This window comes from Pseudoalteromonas sp. T1lg65, from assembly GCF_051930985.1.
Classification (GTDB): Bacteria; Pseudomonadota; Gammaproteobacteria; order Enterobacterales; family Alteromonadaceae; genus Pseudoalteromonas.
Map to the genome: position 1 here is coordinate 400,276 of NZ_CP196838.1, position 18,200 is coordinate 418,475.

Annotated in this window: 2 protein-coding genes; both read right to left on the reverse strand. The window is 44.3% G+C overall.

The window, feature by feature from the left end:
• Positions 1 to 96: 96 nt before the first annotated feature.
• On the reverse strand, positions 97 to 5,568 hold the full coding sequence (locus ACSLBF_RS19165; RefSeq protein WP_440057004.1) for an amino acid adenylation domain-containing protein: 5,472 nt from the start codon (positions 5,566 to 5,568) through the stop codon (positions 97 to 99).
• Positions 5,553 to 18,197: an amino acid adenylation domain-containing protein gene (locus tag ACSLBF_RS19170; RefSeq protein ID WP_440057005.1), complete on the reverse strand. Its 12,645-nt coding sequence runs from the start codon at positions 18,195 to 18,197 to the stop codon at positions 5,553 to 5,555. Before ACSLBF_RS19170 ends, ACSLBF_RS19165 begins: the two co-directional genes overlap by 16 nt.
• Positions 18,198 to 18,200 lie beyond the last annotated feature (3 nt).

Below are 18,200 nucleotides of genomic sequence, written 5' to 3' on the forward strand. Positions count from 1 at the left end.
TCTGATGTTGCTATCTTGACGCTTTGTCTCAACACACGTTGATTGATTATGTCGCCTTAAAGTACATCCTTGTACCAAGCTAAATCTAATATGGATTTAATGTTCGACCAGCATCCCTTTGATCAGGTTAATTTCTTGCAAAATATCATGATGATCCCTGTCTTTTATTAAATTAACTGTTAAGTTCTGCCTCACATACTCAGATAGGTTATTATCAGGCAATTTCTGAACTAGTTGATTAAATCTAACGCCAACTTCATCGTTCAATTGAGTATTTAATTTACCCGCTTTCAATAATGAAACTTTGGTGTGACTTAGCAAACCGCTGACTTCATCTGCATCTATTTTTGCTTCATAAGGTAGCGCTAATAAGATACTAGATATATACTTTTCTTCGTATTTATCAGCTAACAAGCTGCTTCTTAAATCTTCCTGTATTTGAATCATGTCTTTTTGCTGATAAAATTCTTTCAACTGCCCAGTTTTCAGTAATGTGTCGATTAAATATACACAAATATCTGTATAACCAAGTTGTTCGAGCTGATAAGCCATTTCCAGTGCAATTTGACCGCCAGAAGACCATCCAAGTAATCGAATTCTCATGCTCTTGGTTGGATATTCTTCAATCATTTTGCTGATATAAATCTCAGCGATTTTTTTCAATGATCCCGTTTTTTGATCACTGCTATGATTGTAGTTATCTATCCCGATACACGAATATACTCCTTCTAGTTCCCTTGCTAGCGGCTGATAAACCTCACAACCACTGCTACTTGGATGCACCATAAACAAGTAGTCTAAGCTTCCATTTAAGCTATTTAGTGGCTTAAGCAAACGATTTTCTAGATTTTTCTGTATTGAAGCGACACTGCTATAAATAAAGAGCAGCGAAATAGGTAAGTTCAGGTTAAGTTGCTTATTTATCTCGCTGATTAACTTCATTGCCAATATAGAGTCACCACCAATACGGAAGAAGTTATCATTCACGCCAACGCGTTTTAGGCCTAACACTTCCTGCCAGATTTCGCATAGCTGTGCTTCAAGCGCATTACGTGGCGCCACGTATTCGTCTTCATTTACAAACTGTGGCTCTGGCAGCGCTCGCTTATCTACTTTTCCGTTCACCGTCAATGGCATCGCTGCCAATACCGTGAAACTATTCGGCTGCATATATGCTGGCAATACCACGCTTAGTTTCGCTCTACATGCCTCAACATCTAAAACCACTCCTTCACTGCCCACCAAATATGCCGCCAGTTGCTTTTTACCTTCATGCTCGCGCACCAGAACAACCGCCTGAGCTACTTCTGGTAACCCCGTTAAGGCGCTTTCTATCTCTCCCAATTCGATACGGTAGCCACGAATTTTTACTTGATTGTCATTTCTACCTAAGTATTCAAGGTGACCATCCGCTAACCAACGCACTAAATCTCCCGTTTTATACAAACGGTCATATCCTTGCGCTTTCTCTGCTTCACTCGCAAATGGATTCTCAATGAAACTGGACGCCGTCAGCTCATCACGATTCAGATATCCTCTCGCCAAGCCTATGCCGCTGATATACAACTCCCCTGGTGCATTGACTGGTACTATCGCACCCGCTTTATCCAGCACATACAATCGCATATTCGACAACGGACGCCCTATCTCATTCACATTCCGCGCTTGTGCCTGTTTACCCGACGCGTATACCGTCGCTTCCGTTGGGCCATAGTAGTTATGCAATGCATAATGACTCGACCAATACTGGCCCGCTTCTTTATCGCATGGCTCTCCTGCGAAAATCAGCGCTTGTAGACTTGGATAATTACAACGTGGCAACACTGACAAAATCGCCGGCGGTAAGAACACAAAGTTCAGTGCCTTCTCTATCATGTAAGTTTGCAGTGCTGTTACATTGGTCCGTACTGCTTCCGAGAAAATATGCAGCTCGCCACCAAAACACAGGCTGTTAAAGATTTCCGAGACTGATACATCGAAAACATAGTTACTAAAGCATGATGACCTACGATACTGTTCACTGATGTTGTATACATTCGACATTGAGAACAAGGTGTTGACGATGCTTCTATGTTCAATCATCACCCCTTTCGGCTTACCCGTTGTCCCCGAAGTGTAAATTACATAAGCCAAATCGCTGGAATGACTCACCGCTTCTGGATTCGCCTTGCACTGACCGCCATAAACCTCACCATCATCAACTCGCACCACCCTCGCCGATGTCAGTGCTGAGAGCTTCTCTTGATACTGCGATTGCGTCAGCACCACGCTCGCCTGTGTATCCGATAAAATAAATTCGACTCGTTCACTTGGATAGTCCGGTGAAATCGGTACATACGCCGCGCCTGATTTCAGTACCGCAAGAATACTCACCACCATTTCGACACTGCGTGCGACATACAACCCAATGAAGGTATCTGCGCTGAGTGCTTTTCCAGTCGAGACCTCATACTCGGCTCGTATCGCATGGGCTAGCTGGTTCGCACGTTCATTTAATTCGCCATAGCTCAGACTCTCACCTTCAAACACCAATGCCACTTGCTCTGGTGTTTTCGCTGCCTGTGCTTCAAACAAAGCGTGTAGCGTTGTATCTTGCGGATACGCTGCTTCCGTATCATTCCACGTATGTAATAACTGGTGACGTTCTTGGGCCGACAACACATCTACTTGTGCAACCGTTTGCGTGACATCGCTAACCAACGCCTGAAGCACTTTACAGTACATATCTCGTATACGTTTGATGCTCGACACCTCGAACAAGCTCACGGCGTAGTTAAAACCACCGCGGATCGTACTTTCACTGTCCGTCAAAGAAAGACTAAGATCAAACTTCGCTGTACTATATTGACTTTGCTCGTTATCAAACGCTGCGGGCATGAAGGGTAACGAATTCTCTGCTTCCTTTTGCTCACCAAAACGTTCGAAGGAGAACATCACTTGATAAATCGGATGGCGTGACGAGTCTCGTTCAACATCCAACAAATCAACCAATTTCTCAAATGGTAGCTCTTGATGTACTTTCGCTTGCGTCACCACACCGTGTACTTGCGCAATCAACGCACTCAGTGACTGTGCGCCATTTACACCTGCGCGTAGCGCCAGTGAGTTAACAAAGAACCCGATTAAGGATTGTGTTTGCGCATGATGACGGTTATCCGAAGGTGTGCCGATAACGATATCATCTTGGCCAGACAGCGCTGCTAACGTCACATAGAAGCCACTCAATAAGACAGTGTACAAGGTCGTTTCTTGTGATTGCGCCAACGCTCTAAGCTGCTCTGATAATGCCTCATCTAATTCAAAGGCAATATCCTGACCACGATAATCAATATGTGCTGGACGACTATGATCTGTTGGTAAAACTAGCGTTTCAAACCCAGACAGTTGCGTTTGCCAATAGCCTTGTTGTTGCTCAAGTACTTCACCTGTTAAGTAATCACGCTGCCAACTGGCATAATCTGTATAGCTGATCTCTAATTCTGGTAGTTCTGGGTTTCTGTCGGCTATTAACGCGTCATACGCTTCATCCAGTTCAGACATGAAGATATCTATCGACCAACCATCGAAACCAATGTGATGCCATAGCATCAATAAATAACCCTTCGACGTATTATCTCCCTCAACAACAAAGTGATGGAGCTTCAAACTCATTTCAGTCGTTAAGTCGAATGGTGTGGCTACCGCCTCTGATAAACTGGCCAACAACGTACTTTCACTGTCTAGTACGTGACGTTCAAGTTCAATGTCTTGAGCCAGTACAACTTGATAATCTTCTCCGGCATCATTGGTGTGATACACACTCTTCATCACTGGGTGACGAGTGGCAACCACATTTATCGCTGTTAACAACTTATCTAGCTCAGCGTCAGAGTTTAACTTTACGAGACTTGGAATATGATAAACGTCACTGCCTTGTTCAAAACGCTCGATAAACAACAAGCGTTCCTGCGCAAATGACAACGGCGCTTGCGCTAAGGTGCTGCGTGGAATAACTAATAGTTCGTCTTGTTCACCCAACTGCGCCGCAAGCCCTGCTACCGTTTTATATTCAAACAACAAGGCCAGCGGGACATCTACAGATAGCACATCTCTAATCGCCGCAGTCAGCTTAATCGCATTGATGGAATTGCCGCCAATGCGGAAGAAGTTGTCGTGCACACCAACTTGCTCTACACCTAAAACGTCTTGCCATAATTCACATAATTGCGCTTCTAACTCATTGCGTGGTGCTACATATTCATCTTCGCTAACAAAGCTTGGCGCTGGTAATGCGCGTTTGTCTACTTTGCCATTGATTGTTAACGGAATATGTTCAAGCTCAGTAAACGCAGCTGGGACCATATAATCCGGTAATTGTGTAGATAGCTGCGCTCTTACCCCATCAAGAGACAATGTGTGTCCTGCTTCTGCAACAACATAAGCGGCCAAGTATTTATTCCCGCCTTTGACTTTATCGACCACTACCGCTTGGGCAACATCTGCAAGCCCATTAAGTGCACTTTCAATCTCACCCAATTCAACACGATAACCTCGTATTTTTACCTGACTGTCATTTCGACCTAAGAATTCCAGTCGACCATCCGCCAGACGGCGCACTAAGTCTCCAGTCTTGTACAAGCGGGTATACCCTTTGGCTTTATCTGCTTCGCTCGCGAATGGGTTATTTATGAAACTCTCTGCCGTTAGGTCGTCTCGATTGAGGTAACCTCTCGCTAAGCCCGCACCACTGATGTACAACTCTCCAACAACATTAATTGGGGCTAGATTGCCTGAATCTGATAAGACATATAAACGACTATTCGGAATTGCATGACCGATATTCGTCGCGCTATCTCCCTGCTGATAACGGTTAACGCTCGCACAAACCGTGCTCTCTGTTGGACCATAAGCATTTAGCAATCGTGGGATAGCGTTAAATTTCTCATACAACTCAATGGTTGGCGCTTCACCCGCCATCACCAAGCACTCAAATGACGCAAAACACCCGGCATCTAACTGATGTAAAATTGCAGGCGGCAACGTCGCTAACTGAATGTTTTCTTTCGATAACAGCGCTGCTAACTTGCTTGGATCTTTACGCGTTTCTGTGCTGCTGATAAATAACGTATGACCCGACAGTAAACTGACAAATAATTCAGACACACTGGCGTCAAAGACATAATCCGCAAACCATAATGCATTTTGGTAAGCATCACACTCAAAGTGCTGACGCTGTGCCGTCACCAAGTGAGCGACATTGCGATGCTCAATCATGACCCCTTTCGGTTTACCTGTGGTGCCCGAAGTGTAAATCACATAAGCCAAGTCGTTGGCATCACTTATCGCTTCAGGGGTCGCTGAACTTTGACCACTAAATACCTCGGCATCATCAACCAGCAGTAAACTCGCAGTGGACCGTGTCGAGAGTTCCGCTTGATACTGGGTTTGCGTCAGCACTAAATCGGTTTGCGTATCCGATAAAATAAACTCGACGCGCTCTTGCGGATATTCTGGTGAAACTGGCACATACGCAGCGCCGGCTTTCAGTACCGCGAGGATACTGACTACCATTGCTAAACTGCGGTCCATATACAAGCCGATAAACGTATCAGCGCTTGTCCATTGGCAGACTCGTACCTAGCACGGATCGCGTGTGCTAACTGATTGGCACGTTCGTTCAACTCACCATAACTCAGTGTTTCATTTTCAAACACCAATGCCACTTGCTCTGGCGTCTTCGCTGCTTGTGCTTCAAATAAAGCCGATAAGGTTTTATCTTGTGGATAAGGCTTATCCGTATCATTCCACCTATGTAATAACTGGTGACGTTCTTCGGACGACAACACATCTACTTGTGCAACGGTTTGCGTGACATCGCTGACCAACGCCTGAAGCACTTTACGATACATCTCAAGCATCCGCTCGATGCTCGCCGCCTCAAATAAGCTCACGGCATAGTTGAAATTTCCGTGTATAGCGTCGACGCTATCAACCAAAGATAAACTCAAGTCAAATTTCGCTGGACTGTATAAGCTTTGTTCAGAATCCAGTGGAGGCGCAGCAAACGGTAAGTTGGATGCGCTATTATCGCCAGTACCTACACTCGCCAAATCGAACAGTACCTGATAAATCGGATGGCGTGACGAATCTCGTTCAACATCCAACAAATCAACCAATTTCTCAAACGGTAACTCTTGATGTACTTTCGCTTGCGTCACCACACCGTGTACTTGCGCAATCAACGCACTCAGTGACTGTGCGCCATTTACACCTGCGCGTAGCGCCAGTGAGTTAACAAAGAACCCGATTAAGGATTGTGTTTGCGCATGATGACGGTTATCCGAAGGTGTACCAATAACAATATCATCTTGACCAGACAGCGCTGCTAACGTCACATAGAAGCCACTCAATAAGACTGTGTACAAGGTCGTTTCTTGTGACTGCGCCAACGCTCTAAGCTGCTCTGATAATGCCTCATCTAATTCAAAGGCAACATCCTGACCGCGATAATCAATATGTGCTGGACGACTATGATCTGTTGGTAAAACGAGCGTTTCAAACCCAGATAGTTGTGTTTGCCAGTAGCCTTGTTGTTGCTCTAGGACTTCGCCACTTAAATAATCACGCTGCCAACTCGCATAATCTGCGTAACTTATCTCCAGTACGGGTAATTCGATTTTTCTTTCCGAAAGCAACGCACCATATACTTCATCCAACTCAGACATAAAAATATCTGCCGACCAACCATCGAAACCAATGTGATGCCATAACATCAATAAATAACCCTTCGACGTATTGTCACCCTCAACAACAAAGTGATGGAGTCTCAAACTCATTTCAGTCGTTAAGTCGAATGGTGTGGCTACCGCCTCTGATAAACTGGCCAACAACGTACTTTCACTGTCTAGTACGTGACGTTCAAGTTCAATGTCTTGAGCCAGTACAACTTGATAATCTTCTCCGGCATCATTGGTGTGATACACACTCTTCATCACTGGGTGACGAGTGGCAACCACATTTATCGCTGTTAACAACTTATCTAGCTCAGCGTCAGAGTTTAACTTTACGAGACTTGGAATATGATAAACGTCACTGCCTTGTTCAAAACGCTCGATAAACAACAAGCGTTCCTGCGCAAATGACAACGGCGCTTGCGCTAAGGTGCTGCGTGGAATAACTAATAGTTCGTCTTGTTCACCCAACTGCGCCGCAAGCCCTGCTACCGTTTTATATTCAAACAACAAGGCCAGCGGGACATCTACAGATAGCACATCTCTAATCGCCGCAGTCAGCTTAATCGCATTGATGGAATTGCCGCCAATGCGGAAGAAGTTGTCGTGCACACCAACTTGCTCTACACCTAAAACGTCTTGCCATAATTCACATAATTGCGCTTCTAACTCATTGCGTGGTGCTACATATTCATCTTCGCTAACAAAGCTTGGCGCTGGTAATGCGCGTTTGTCTACTTTGCCATTGATTGTTAACGGAATATGTTCAAGCTCAGTAAACGCAGCTGGGACCATATAATCCGGTAATTGTGTAGATAGCTGCGCTCTTACCCCATCAAGAGACAATGTGTGTCCTGCTTCTGCAACAACATAAGCGGCCAAGTATTTATTCCCGCCTTTGACTTTATCGACCACTACCGCTTGGGCAACATCTGCAAGCCCATTAAGTGCACTTTCAATCTCACCCAATTCAACACGATAACCTCGTATTTTTACCTGACTGTCATTTCGACCTAAGAATTCCAGTCGACCATCCGCCAGACGGCGCACTAAGTCTCCAGTCTTGTACAAGCGGGTATACCCTTTGGCTTTATCTGCTTCGCTCGCGAATGGGTTATTTATGAAACTCTCTGCCGTTAGGTCGTCTCGATTGAGGTAACCTCTCGCTAAGCCCGCACCACTGATGTACAACTCTCCAACAACATTAATTGGGGCTAGATTGCCTGAATCTGATAAGACATATAAACGACTATTCGGAATTGCATGACCGATATTCGTCGCGCTATCTCCCTGCTGATAACGGTTAACGCTCGCACAAACCGTGCTCTCTGTTGGACCATAAGCATTTAGCAATCGTGGGATAGCGTTAAATTTCTCATACAACTCAATGGTTGGCGCTTCACCCGCCATCACCAAGCACTCAAATGACGCAAAACACCCGGCATCTAACTGATGTAAAATTGCAGGCGGCAACGTCGCTAACTGAATGTTTTCTTTCGATAACAGCGCTGCTAACTTGCTTGGATCTTTACGCGTTTCTGTGCTGCTGATAAATAACGTATGACCCGACAGTAAACTGACAAATAATTCAGACACACTGGCGTCAAAGACATAATCCGCAAACCATAATGCATTTTGGTAAGCATCACACTCAAAGTGCTGACGCTGTGCCGTCACCAAGTGAGCGACATTGCGATGCTCAATCATGACCCCTTTCGGTTTACCTGTGGTGCCCGAAGTGTAAATCACATAAGCCAAGTCGTTGGCATCACTTATCGCTTCAGGGGTCGCTGAACTTTGACCACTAAATACCTCGGCATCATCAACCAGCAGTAAACTCGCAGTGGTCAGTGTCGAGAGTTCCGCTTGATACTGGGTTTGCGTCAGCACTAAATCGGTTTGCGTATCCGATAAAATAAACTCGACGCGCTCTTGCGGATATTCTGGTGAAACTGGCACATACGCAGCGCCGGCTTTCAGTACCGCGAGGATACTGACTACCATTGCTAAACTGCGGTCCATATACAAGCCGATAAACGTATCAGCACTCAGCGCTTGTCCATTGGCAGACTCATACCTAGCACGGATCGCGTGTGCTAACTGATTGGCACGTTCGTTCAACTCACCATAACTCAGTGTTTCACCTTCAAACACCAATGCCACTTGCTCTGGCGTCTTCGCTGCTTGTGCTTCAAACAGAGCCGATAAGGTTTTATCTTGTGGATAAGGCTTATCCGTATCATTCCACGTATGTAATAGCTGGTGACGCTCTTCGTCACTCACTAGCTCGATGGATTGATGTGGATGTTGCGTATTAGACGCGAGCATTTCTACAATACGCGCCATTTGCATTAGCAATGTCTCTGCTTTTTCTGATGACAAACTGGACTCATCAAAATTTAATGCAATAACTAACGCTTCCTCTTGTTCATGAACCTTTAACGCAAGCGGATAATCCACTTTCTCAACGGCCTTTCTGAACGCGAGACTATTTTCAATTCTATTTACACTTTGCTCATCGGTTTCAGCAACTGGATAGTTCTCATAAACATATAAGCTATGAAATAAACTGGTACCGGTAGGCTGAAGTTCAGTCAGAGAAACACTGCTGTAACTGTTCAGCGCAGCAATTGTACGTTGGACCTCAAGTAAAGTTTCTTCAATTGTCCCGTTTTCACTCCAACCAACGGTCATCGGCAGTGTATTAATAAACAATCCGACGCTTGTATCAACACCAGTGACCGGTATATCTCTACCAGAAACAGTAACACCAACTATGGTTTGCTCATCCTGAGTGTAAACTTGTATCAACTTGTGCCATGCAAACAGTGACGTGACATTTAGTGTAATACCCAAGTTCTGACACATGGCTTTCAACGACCGGAAGTATTCACCTTCAATTACAACACTTTTTTCTACTGGATTACTAACAAGAGTATTTTTCGTTAAATCAACTGATTGACTTAACAACGGTGTGATATCATTTGCTCCGACTAGACGCTGCTTAACGTCATCCCAATAAGCTTTGTGCTTGCCTTTTTGTTCTTTATAATATTTTTGCGTCTCGATGTAGCCACGTTCAATTTCAACTTCAGGCTCTTTTCCTTGCGAAAGCTCATTGTAATATTGATGGACCGTTTGCAGTAAAATACTTTCACTCCAACCATCTGTAATACTGTGGTGTACAGTTTTTAACACCGTGTACAGGTCATCATTCTGCTTTATGATGATAAAACGGATGAGTCCTGGCTGACTTAAATCAAACCCAACTCGACGATCTTCAAGCTGAATGTTATCAATAGCTTGCACACGTTCTTCTTCTGGCAAATGAGAAATGTCAAAGAATGCAAAGCTGTTTTGATTGATGCTTGGTTGCGCAGTGACGATTTGTAAGACATCACCTTGCCAGTCAAACGCTGTACGAAGAATAGGGTAACGCACCGAGGCTAACCGCCACGCTTGTTGATACAAGTTCAAATCCAGTGCTGTATGATAGTCGAATAACACTTGTACACGATAAGCGTCATCGTGAGGCTGGCTCAAATGATGATACACAAAGCCTTCTTGTAAACTGGTAGCTGGGAATATTTCTTCAATTTTGTCATACGCCAAATTATTCAAACGCTCAATCGACAAAGACGGTAAACCATAGTCACTAGGCGTTTTTATTCCGCCATCTTGCGCGGCCAACAGACATTCTTGAATAACATCGGCCAAAGCAGCGTTAAAGTGCTGAACAAAGCGGTCCGTTTCCATATCCGCTAATTTGCTTAACATACCAAAGCTCAAAACGCCATTTTGCACAGAACCATTAATGTTCAATAACAAATCATCTTCATTGTCTGCTGCCATCTCATCGCCACAGTCCTCGCTAACAATGTCCCAATCCTTAGCTGGCTGAGTTTCACTTTGGTGACTGAGTTGTCCTAGATAATTAAAAGATATTCCAGATAGCTCACGCGAAACTTTACCTGTTTGCGCAAAGGCACCAAAGCCAACGCCTTTATTCGGAATGTTTCGTAACATTTCTTTAATATTGATAATTGTTTCACTGGTTGAACACATACAATCCAGCCTTACTGGATATATACTGGTAAACCAGCCAACGGTTTGCGAAACATCTAATTTTTCACTTATCGTCTCACGACCGTGACCTTCTAGTACAATATGATTGCTTTCACGAGCAAAGGTATTTTTTAGTGCTATAGATAGGGCGCTAAGCAACAAATCATTAATTTCGGTATTGAAACCCTTATTCGCGTGATGAAGCAGTTGATCTGTTAGCTGCTCTGATAATCCAAAGTGAGTAAACTTTGCCGGTTGGACTGCAACTAGTGCCTCACCTTGTCCTACAACCTGCTGCCAGTACGCTAACTCGTGAGAGTGTGAGGATGGATACTGCTGGATAGCGTTGACCCACTGTCGATAGCTACTGCCTTTGGCTGGCAGGCTTTTACCTTCCAATAGCTGACGTATATCTTCTGCGATGATCCGCCACGATACCGCGTCTATCACTAAGTGGTGGAATGAAAAACATAAACGAGCGCTATTGTCAGAATATCCTTCTAAATGTGCAACCTGCCACAATGGACCTTGAAGTAAATCGAATTGAGACTGCCACTGTGTTAATATTTCGTGGCGCTCTGTTTCAGTAGTTAGCCTGACATCCAACGTTTTAAGAGAAGCCATGCAGTTCTCAACGTTATCCATATACACTTGTTGGATCCCTGAGTCACCTTGGGAATATAAACACCGCAACATGTCATGCTGCAAGGCCAGTTTTTCAAGCGCACTGGTGATTTCATTTTCGGTAAAACCCCCAGGAATTTTTAACATAAATGATTGGTTCCAATGATTTGGGCTTGCTAAGTCCTTATCAAAAAACCAGTTTTGGATTGGCAATAGCGGAAATGCACCATGTAATTTGCCTTGCTCTGTCGCAATCTCGACAGATGCATGAGCTCGATTCAATAGCTGAGCCAATTTCGATATTGTAGGCGCATCAAAAATATCTTTCACCTGTAATGCAAACCCTGCCTTACGAAGTTTATTAACTAATTGGATACTGACTATTGAATCCCCGCCAATACGGAAGAAGTTGTCATGAATACCAATTGCACTTAGTCCAAGTACTTCTTGCCAGATGCTACAAACCTTTTGCTCCATAGGCGTAGTTGGCTTTTCATGATTTTCTAGGTTGGTTAATTTTGGCTCAGGCAAAGCTCGCGTATTTAGCTTGCCATTAGCAGTCAAAGGAATTGACTCTAATAGCGTAAACGTATGTGGCTGCATGTAAGACGGTAGTTTATTGCGTAAGCTTTCCATAACGTCTTCAGTCTCAAGTGCCACCCCTTTTTCTGGCACTAAATATGCTGTCAGTTGCTTGTTGCCATTATGTTCTTTGACAATCACAACCGCTTGTTTCACTCCAGCATGTTGAGTAAGCGCATTTTCAATTTCACCAAGCTCTATGCGGAAGCCACGAATTTTAACTTGATCATCATTACGGCCAATGTATTCCAAATTGCCATCAGGTAACCAACGCACCAAGTCTCCCGTTTTATAGAGCTTGGTATAACCTTTAGCTTGGTCCTCTTCGCTCGCAAATGGGTTTTCTATAAAGCAGTCACGTGTCAGTTCTGGGCGATTGAGATAACCACGGGCTAAGCCTGCTCCACCAATATAAAGCTCGCCAACAACATTTATTGGTGCTAACTCTTTACGTTTAGTTAGAACATAGACTTTACGCGTGTTGATTGGCTTACCTAACGGCACACTACTGGAGAAATTCTCACACAGATAGGTTGTTGTAAACGTAGTGCTTTCCGTCGGTCCATAACCGTTTAATATGTGCTTAGGACGAGATGACTGTTGTGCCAGTTTTCTAATTAAACTTGGCGTTAACGCTTCACCACCAATCAGCAAATAGCGTAAGTTACCGAACATTGTATTGTTCTGCAGGTAAAAGTTATCAAATAGCGTTCGAGTTAGCCAAAGCACAGAGATCTCATGTGCTTTCAGTAGACTATCCATTTCATCTGGAGTAATTCGCTGTGTGCCAGGGTAGATAACCAGCTTTGCCCCCTGCGTTAAGGCTCCCCACATCTCAAATGTAGCGGCATCGAAACAAGGATCGGATAGGTGTAAAAACACATCTGAATCGGACAGTTCAATGTAGTTTGTGTTTTGGACCAATGACACTACACCACGATGTGGTGTTAATACGCCTTTAGGCTTACCCGTTGTCCCAGAGGTATAAATCACATAGGCCAAATCGTCGGCAGTAGTTATTACTTCCGGGTTAGCGGAGCTTTGAGCACTGTATAAGTGCGCTTCATCCACGTACATTAAACTTGCAGATGTTAGCTCATCTAGATCCGCTTGATACTGCGACTGAGTCAGCACCAAGTCAGCTTGCGTGTCAGACAAAATAAACTCGACTCGCTCTTTTGGATAATCTGGCGAAATAGGCACATATGCACCGCCCGCCTTGAGTACTGCTAAGATGCTCACCACCATCTCGGCGCTACGTTTCATGTATACGCCAACAAAGGTATCTGCACTTAGTACCTTACCTGTTGATGCTTCATACTCCGCTCGTATCGCGTGGGCTAACTGATTCGCGCGTTCATTCAACTTAGCGTAGCTCAGTGTCTCACCGTCAAACACCAAAGCAACCTGCTCTGGCGTTTTGTTGGCTTGCGCTTCAAACAAAGTGTGCAGCGTTTTATCTTGTGGGTACGCCGCATCCGTATCATTCCATTGGTGCAATAATTGATGACGCTCTTCAGCAGACAATACATCCACATCGGCAACTGTTTGTGTTACGTCATTCGCTAGTGCCTGTAGCACTCTGCGATATACTGCTAGCATACGTTCAATGCTGGAAGCGTCAAACAAACTCACAGCGTAGTTGAAGCTACCTTGTATCGCTTTTTCGCTGTCCACTAAAGACAGGCTAAGATCAAACTTCGCAGTGCTGTATTGATTTTGCTCATTTTCAAACGTTGCAGGCATAAATGGCAGCGAACTATCCGTAGCCTTTTGCTCACCGAATCGTTCGAATGAGAACATCACCTGATAGATCGGGTGGCGTGATGGATCTCGCTCAACTTCCAACAAATCGACTAACTTCTCGAATGGTAATTCTTGGTGCACTTTCGCTTGAGTCACGACATCGTGGACTTGTGTGATCAACGCTTTCAACGAGTGGTCACCTTGCACTTTAGCGCGTAGGGCTAATGAATTAACAAAGAATCCGATCAAAGATTGCGTTTGTGCATGGTGACGATTATCCGATGGCGTACCAATAACAATATCACCCTGGCCCGATAACGCGGCTAACGCCACATAAAAACCGCTCAATAGCACGGTGTAGAGCGTCGTTTCTTGTGATTGCGCTAACGTCCTAAGCTGTTCTGATAGTTTTACATCAAGTTCAAACAACACGTCTCGGCCACGATAATCAATATGCGACGGACGAGGGTGATCTATAGGCAGTACCAGAGTGTCAAAACCAGATAGCTGGTTTTCCCAATAGCCTTGTTGCTGTGCCAGCACTTCACCTGTCAAGTAACCTCGTTGCCAGCTTGCATAATCAGCATAACTGATATCCAGCACAGGAAGTTCCGCAACTCTTCCCTCAAGCAATGCACCATAAACTTTATCCAGCTCCGACATAAAAATGTCAACCGACCAACCATCAAAACCAATATGATGCCAAAGCATTAATAAGTACTGTCGATCTTCCACACTAAAGTGATGCAATCTCAGGCTCATCTCTGAAGTCAGATCAAATGGTGTGCTCAGCACATCCGATAAGCTCGATAACATGGCGCTGTCACTATCCATAACATGACGCTTAAGTACAATATCCTGCGCCAGTGCAACTTGGTAGTTTTCACCTGACTCATCCATGAGATACACGCTTTTCATCACAGGATGACGCGCTGCCACCACATTAATTGCTGCAACCAACTTGTCGACATCGGCATCTGCGCGTAACTGCACTAAAGTTGGAATGTGATAAACATTGCTACCTTGCTCAAATCGCTCAATAAACAACAAGCGCTCTTGAGCAAATGACAGCGGTGCGTGTTCAAAAGTGCAGCGAGGTATAACCAGCATGTCCTCTTGCTCACTCAATTCTGCGGCAAGCCCAGAAACTGTTTTACGTTCAAATAATAAGGCAAGTGGTACATCTACTGACAACGCTTCTCTTATCGCTGCGGTCAACTTAATAGCATTAATTGAGTTACCACCGATACGGAAAAAGTTGTCATTAATACCAACTTGTTGAAGCCCCAACACCGACTGCCATAGTTCACATAATTGGGTTTCTAGCTCGTTACGCGGCGCGACATATTCGCCATCGCTGACAAAGCTGGGCTCTGGGAGTGCACGCTTGTCTACTTTGCCATTTATTGTTAAAGGAATATGCTCAAGCTCAGTAAAGGCACTAGGGACCATATACTCAGGTAACTGCACAGACAACTGCTCTCGTATTCTTTCTAGAGATAGCGCTTGTCCGGCCTCCGCCACAACATAGGCCGCCAAATATTTATTTCCACCCTTGACTTTGTCGACCACCACCGCTTGCTCAACTTCTGAAAGTCCATTTAATGCACTTTCAATTTCACCCAACTCGATGCGATAACCCCGGATTTTCACTTGACTATCATTACGTCCTAAGAACTCCAGTCGACCATCAGCAGACCAACGAACCAAATCCCCCGTTTTGTATAATCGGGTATACCCTTTTGCTTTATCTGCTTCACTCGCGAATGGGTTGTCGATAAAACGCTCAGCTGTAAGTTCGTCTCTATTGAGATAACCTCTAGCCAACCCTGCTCCACTGATATACAGTTCACCAGCGACATTAACAGGCGCTAAACTTCCGACTTCGGTTAAGACATACAAACGGCTGTTCGGAATGGCTTGTCCAATATTGGTTGCGCCGTCACCTTTTTGATAGCGGTTAAGACTCGCACATACCGTATTTTCTGTTGGACCATAACCATTAAAGATGTTAGGAATAGCCGAGAACTTCTCATACAACTCTATAGTCGGTGCTTCCCCCGCCATCAATAAACATTCGAAAGAGGCTAAATCTGCTGCTTCTAACTGATGCAAAATCGCCGGCGGCAACGTCGCTAGTTGGATTTTTTCTTTCGTCAGTAATGACGCTAGCTTTCGAGGGTCCTTTCGCTCAATATCGCTACAAACATATACCGTTTCCCCAGTAAACAAGCTGACAAATAGATCAAATACGCTGGCATCAAACACATAATCAGCAAACAACAGTGTTCTTTGATATGAACCGGAACCGATGATGTGTTGCTGGACAGCTGTTAAATGCGCTACCCCACGGTGTTCGATCATTACGCCTTTAGGCTGGCCAGTGGTGCCTGATGTATAAATGACGTAAGCCAAGTCTGACGCTGAACTGATAGGTGATAAATTAGAAACGTCTGCGTAGTTGCTCATGTCTCCATCAATATACAGTTGCGGTACATTTGATAAATTCGCCAACTCTGTTTGATACGCTTGGTGTGTCAAAACTAGCGCAGCTTGTGTATCTGATAAAATGAACTCCACACGTTCTTTTGGATAGTTCGGCGAAATAGGAACGTACGCAGCCCCTGCTTTTAACACTGCGAGGATACTCACGACCATCTCTAAGCTACGATCCAAATACAACGCGACTAAAGTATCAGCACATAGCGCCTTACCCAATTCGCTTTGATAACAATCTCTTATTACATAAGCCAACTGATTTGCTTGCTCATTTAGCTCACGATAGCTAAGTTGCTGTCCTTCGTAAACTAAGGCAATGTGTTCAGGCGTTCGTGCTACTTGCTCCTCAAATAGCTGATACATGGTTTTATTCTGCGGATAAGACAGGTTCTTACCATTCCACTGGGTTAATATCTGTGTCCGCTCTTTATCACTTATCAGGTCGATTTCTAGGTGCTTTGCATTTGGATCTGCTTGAACCGCATGGAGTATAAGCTTTAGTTGCAATAGCAGATGATTTACGTGCTCATCACTGATAGATTGTTCGTCATATTTAATATTTATAGATAATTCATCGCCTTGTTCATAGGCTACCGCAGAGAGTGGATAATCAACTTTTTCAACCGACTGACGGAATTTCACACCGGCTTCAATACCTACAACTCCCTCATCGTCATTAACTGGTACAGGAAAGTTTTCATACACAAATAGAGTGTGAAACAGTCGTTCTCCATGAGATTGAAGGCTTGCTAAAGAGACGCTGCTATAACTATTTATCGCAGCTACCGACTGCTGCACCGCCTGCAACATTTCACTGATCGTTGCTGCATTCGGCCAGTCGATAGCCATTGGTAATGTATTAATGTACAAACCAACACTTGATTCAATATCAGGAATAGGAATATCACGACCAGAAACCGTCGTGCCGACAATGGTTTGGTCGTCCTTAGTGTAAATATGTAACAGCTTATGCCAAGCGAACTGCACCGCGACATTCAAAGTGATCCCTAACTCTTTGCAGCGTGCTTTAAGCTTGCTTACCGATTCACTTTCAATCAGTATCCCTAACTCTTTAGATGATTGAACTTCAGCCGGCTTAGCGAGATCAAGTCGACTATCTAACAGTCGATTGATGTCATTTGCCTCTCCAAACCCTTGTTTTACCTTGTGCCAATATGACTCAATTTGCTGCTTGTGCTTCGCATAGTAACCTTGAGCTTGCAGATATGCAGTTTCTTCCTCAATTTTAGGGGTCTTTCCTTGTACCAAAGTATTGTAGTATTCATGCACAGTTTGTAATAAGACAGAGCCACTCCAACCATCACCAATACTATGGTGCTCTGTTTTCAACACGGTAAATAGCTGGGCATGATGCTTTACTAACGTGAAACGAACGAGACCAGGTTTACTTAAATCAAAAGGCTTTTTTCTATCTTCGCGTTGGATCTTTTCTATTTCCTCTTCACGCAAAGCCTCCGACAAATGGCTAATATCTACCATTGAAAAATGGTCGTCGCCAATACTTGGCGCTCTACCTACAACCTGTAATATATCGCCTTGCCAATCGAAAGCCGTTCTTAAGATTGGGTAACGCATTGAAGCGAATCGCCAAGCTTGTTTGTATAGGTCCACATTCAGCGCCGAATGATAGTCTAATAATACTTGAACCCGATAAGCATCATCATTCGGGTGATTCAAGTAATGTGCAACAAAACCCTGCTGCAAGCTCGTTGCCGGATAGATTCCTTGGATCCCTGATGGCTCTTTTTTATTTTTCGTCAGCTGTTCAAATGCGCTTTCTGAATCAATTTGATTATCTCGTAAAAATGCTAATAGTGACGCTTTTTCACTTTTTATCATTTCAATTAAGCTGGCATCTGGCGCGGTCTCACCATATGACATCTTAATTTTGTCATGCTCTGCCCAAACTGCGATATTACAACTTTTTAATTTACTAATTAGGGTCATCATGAT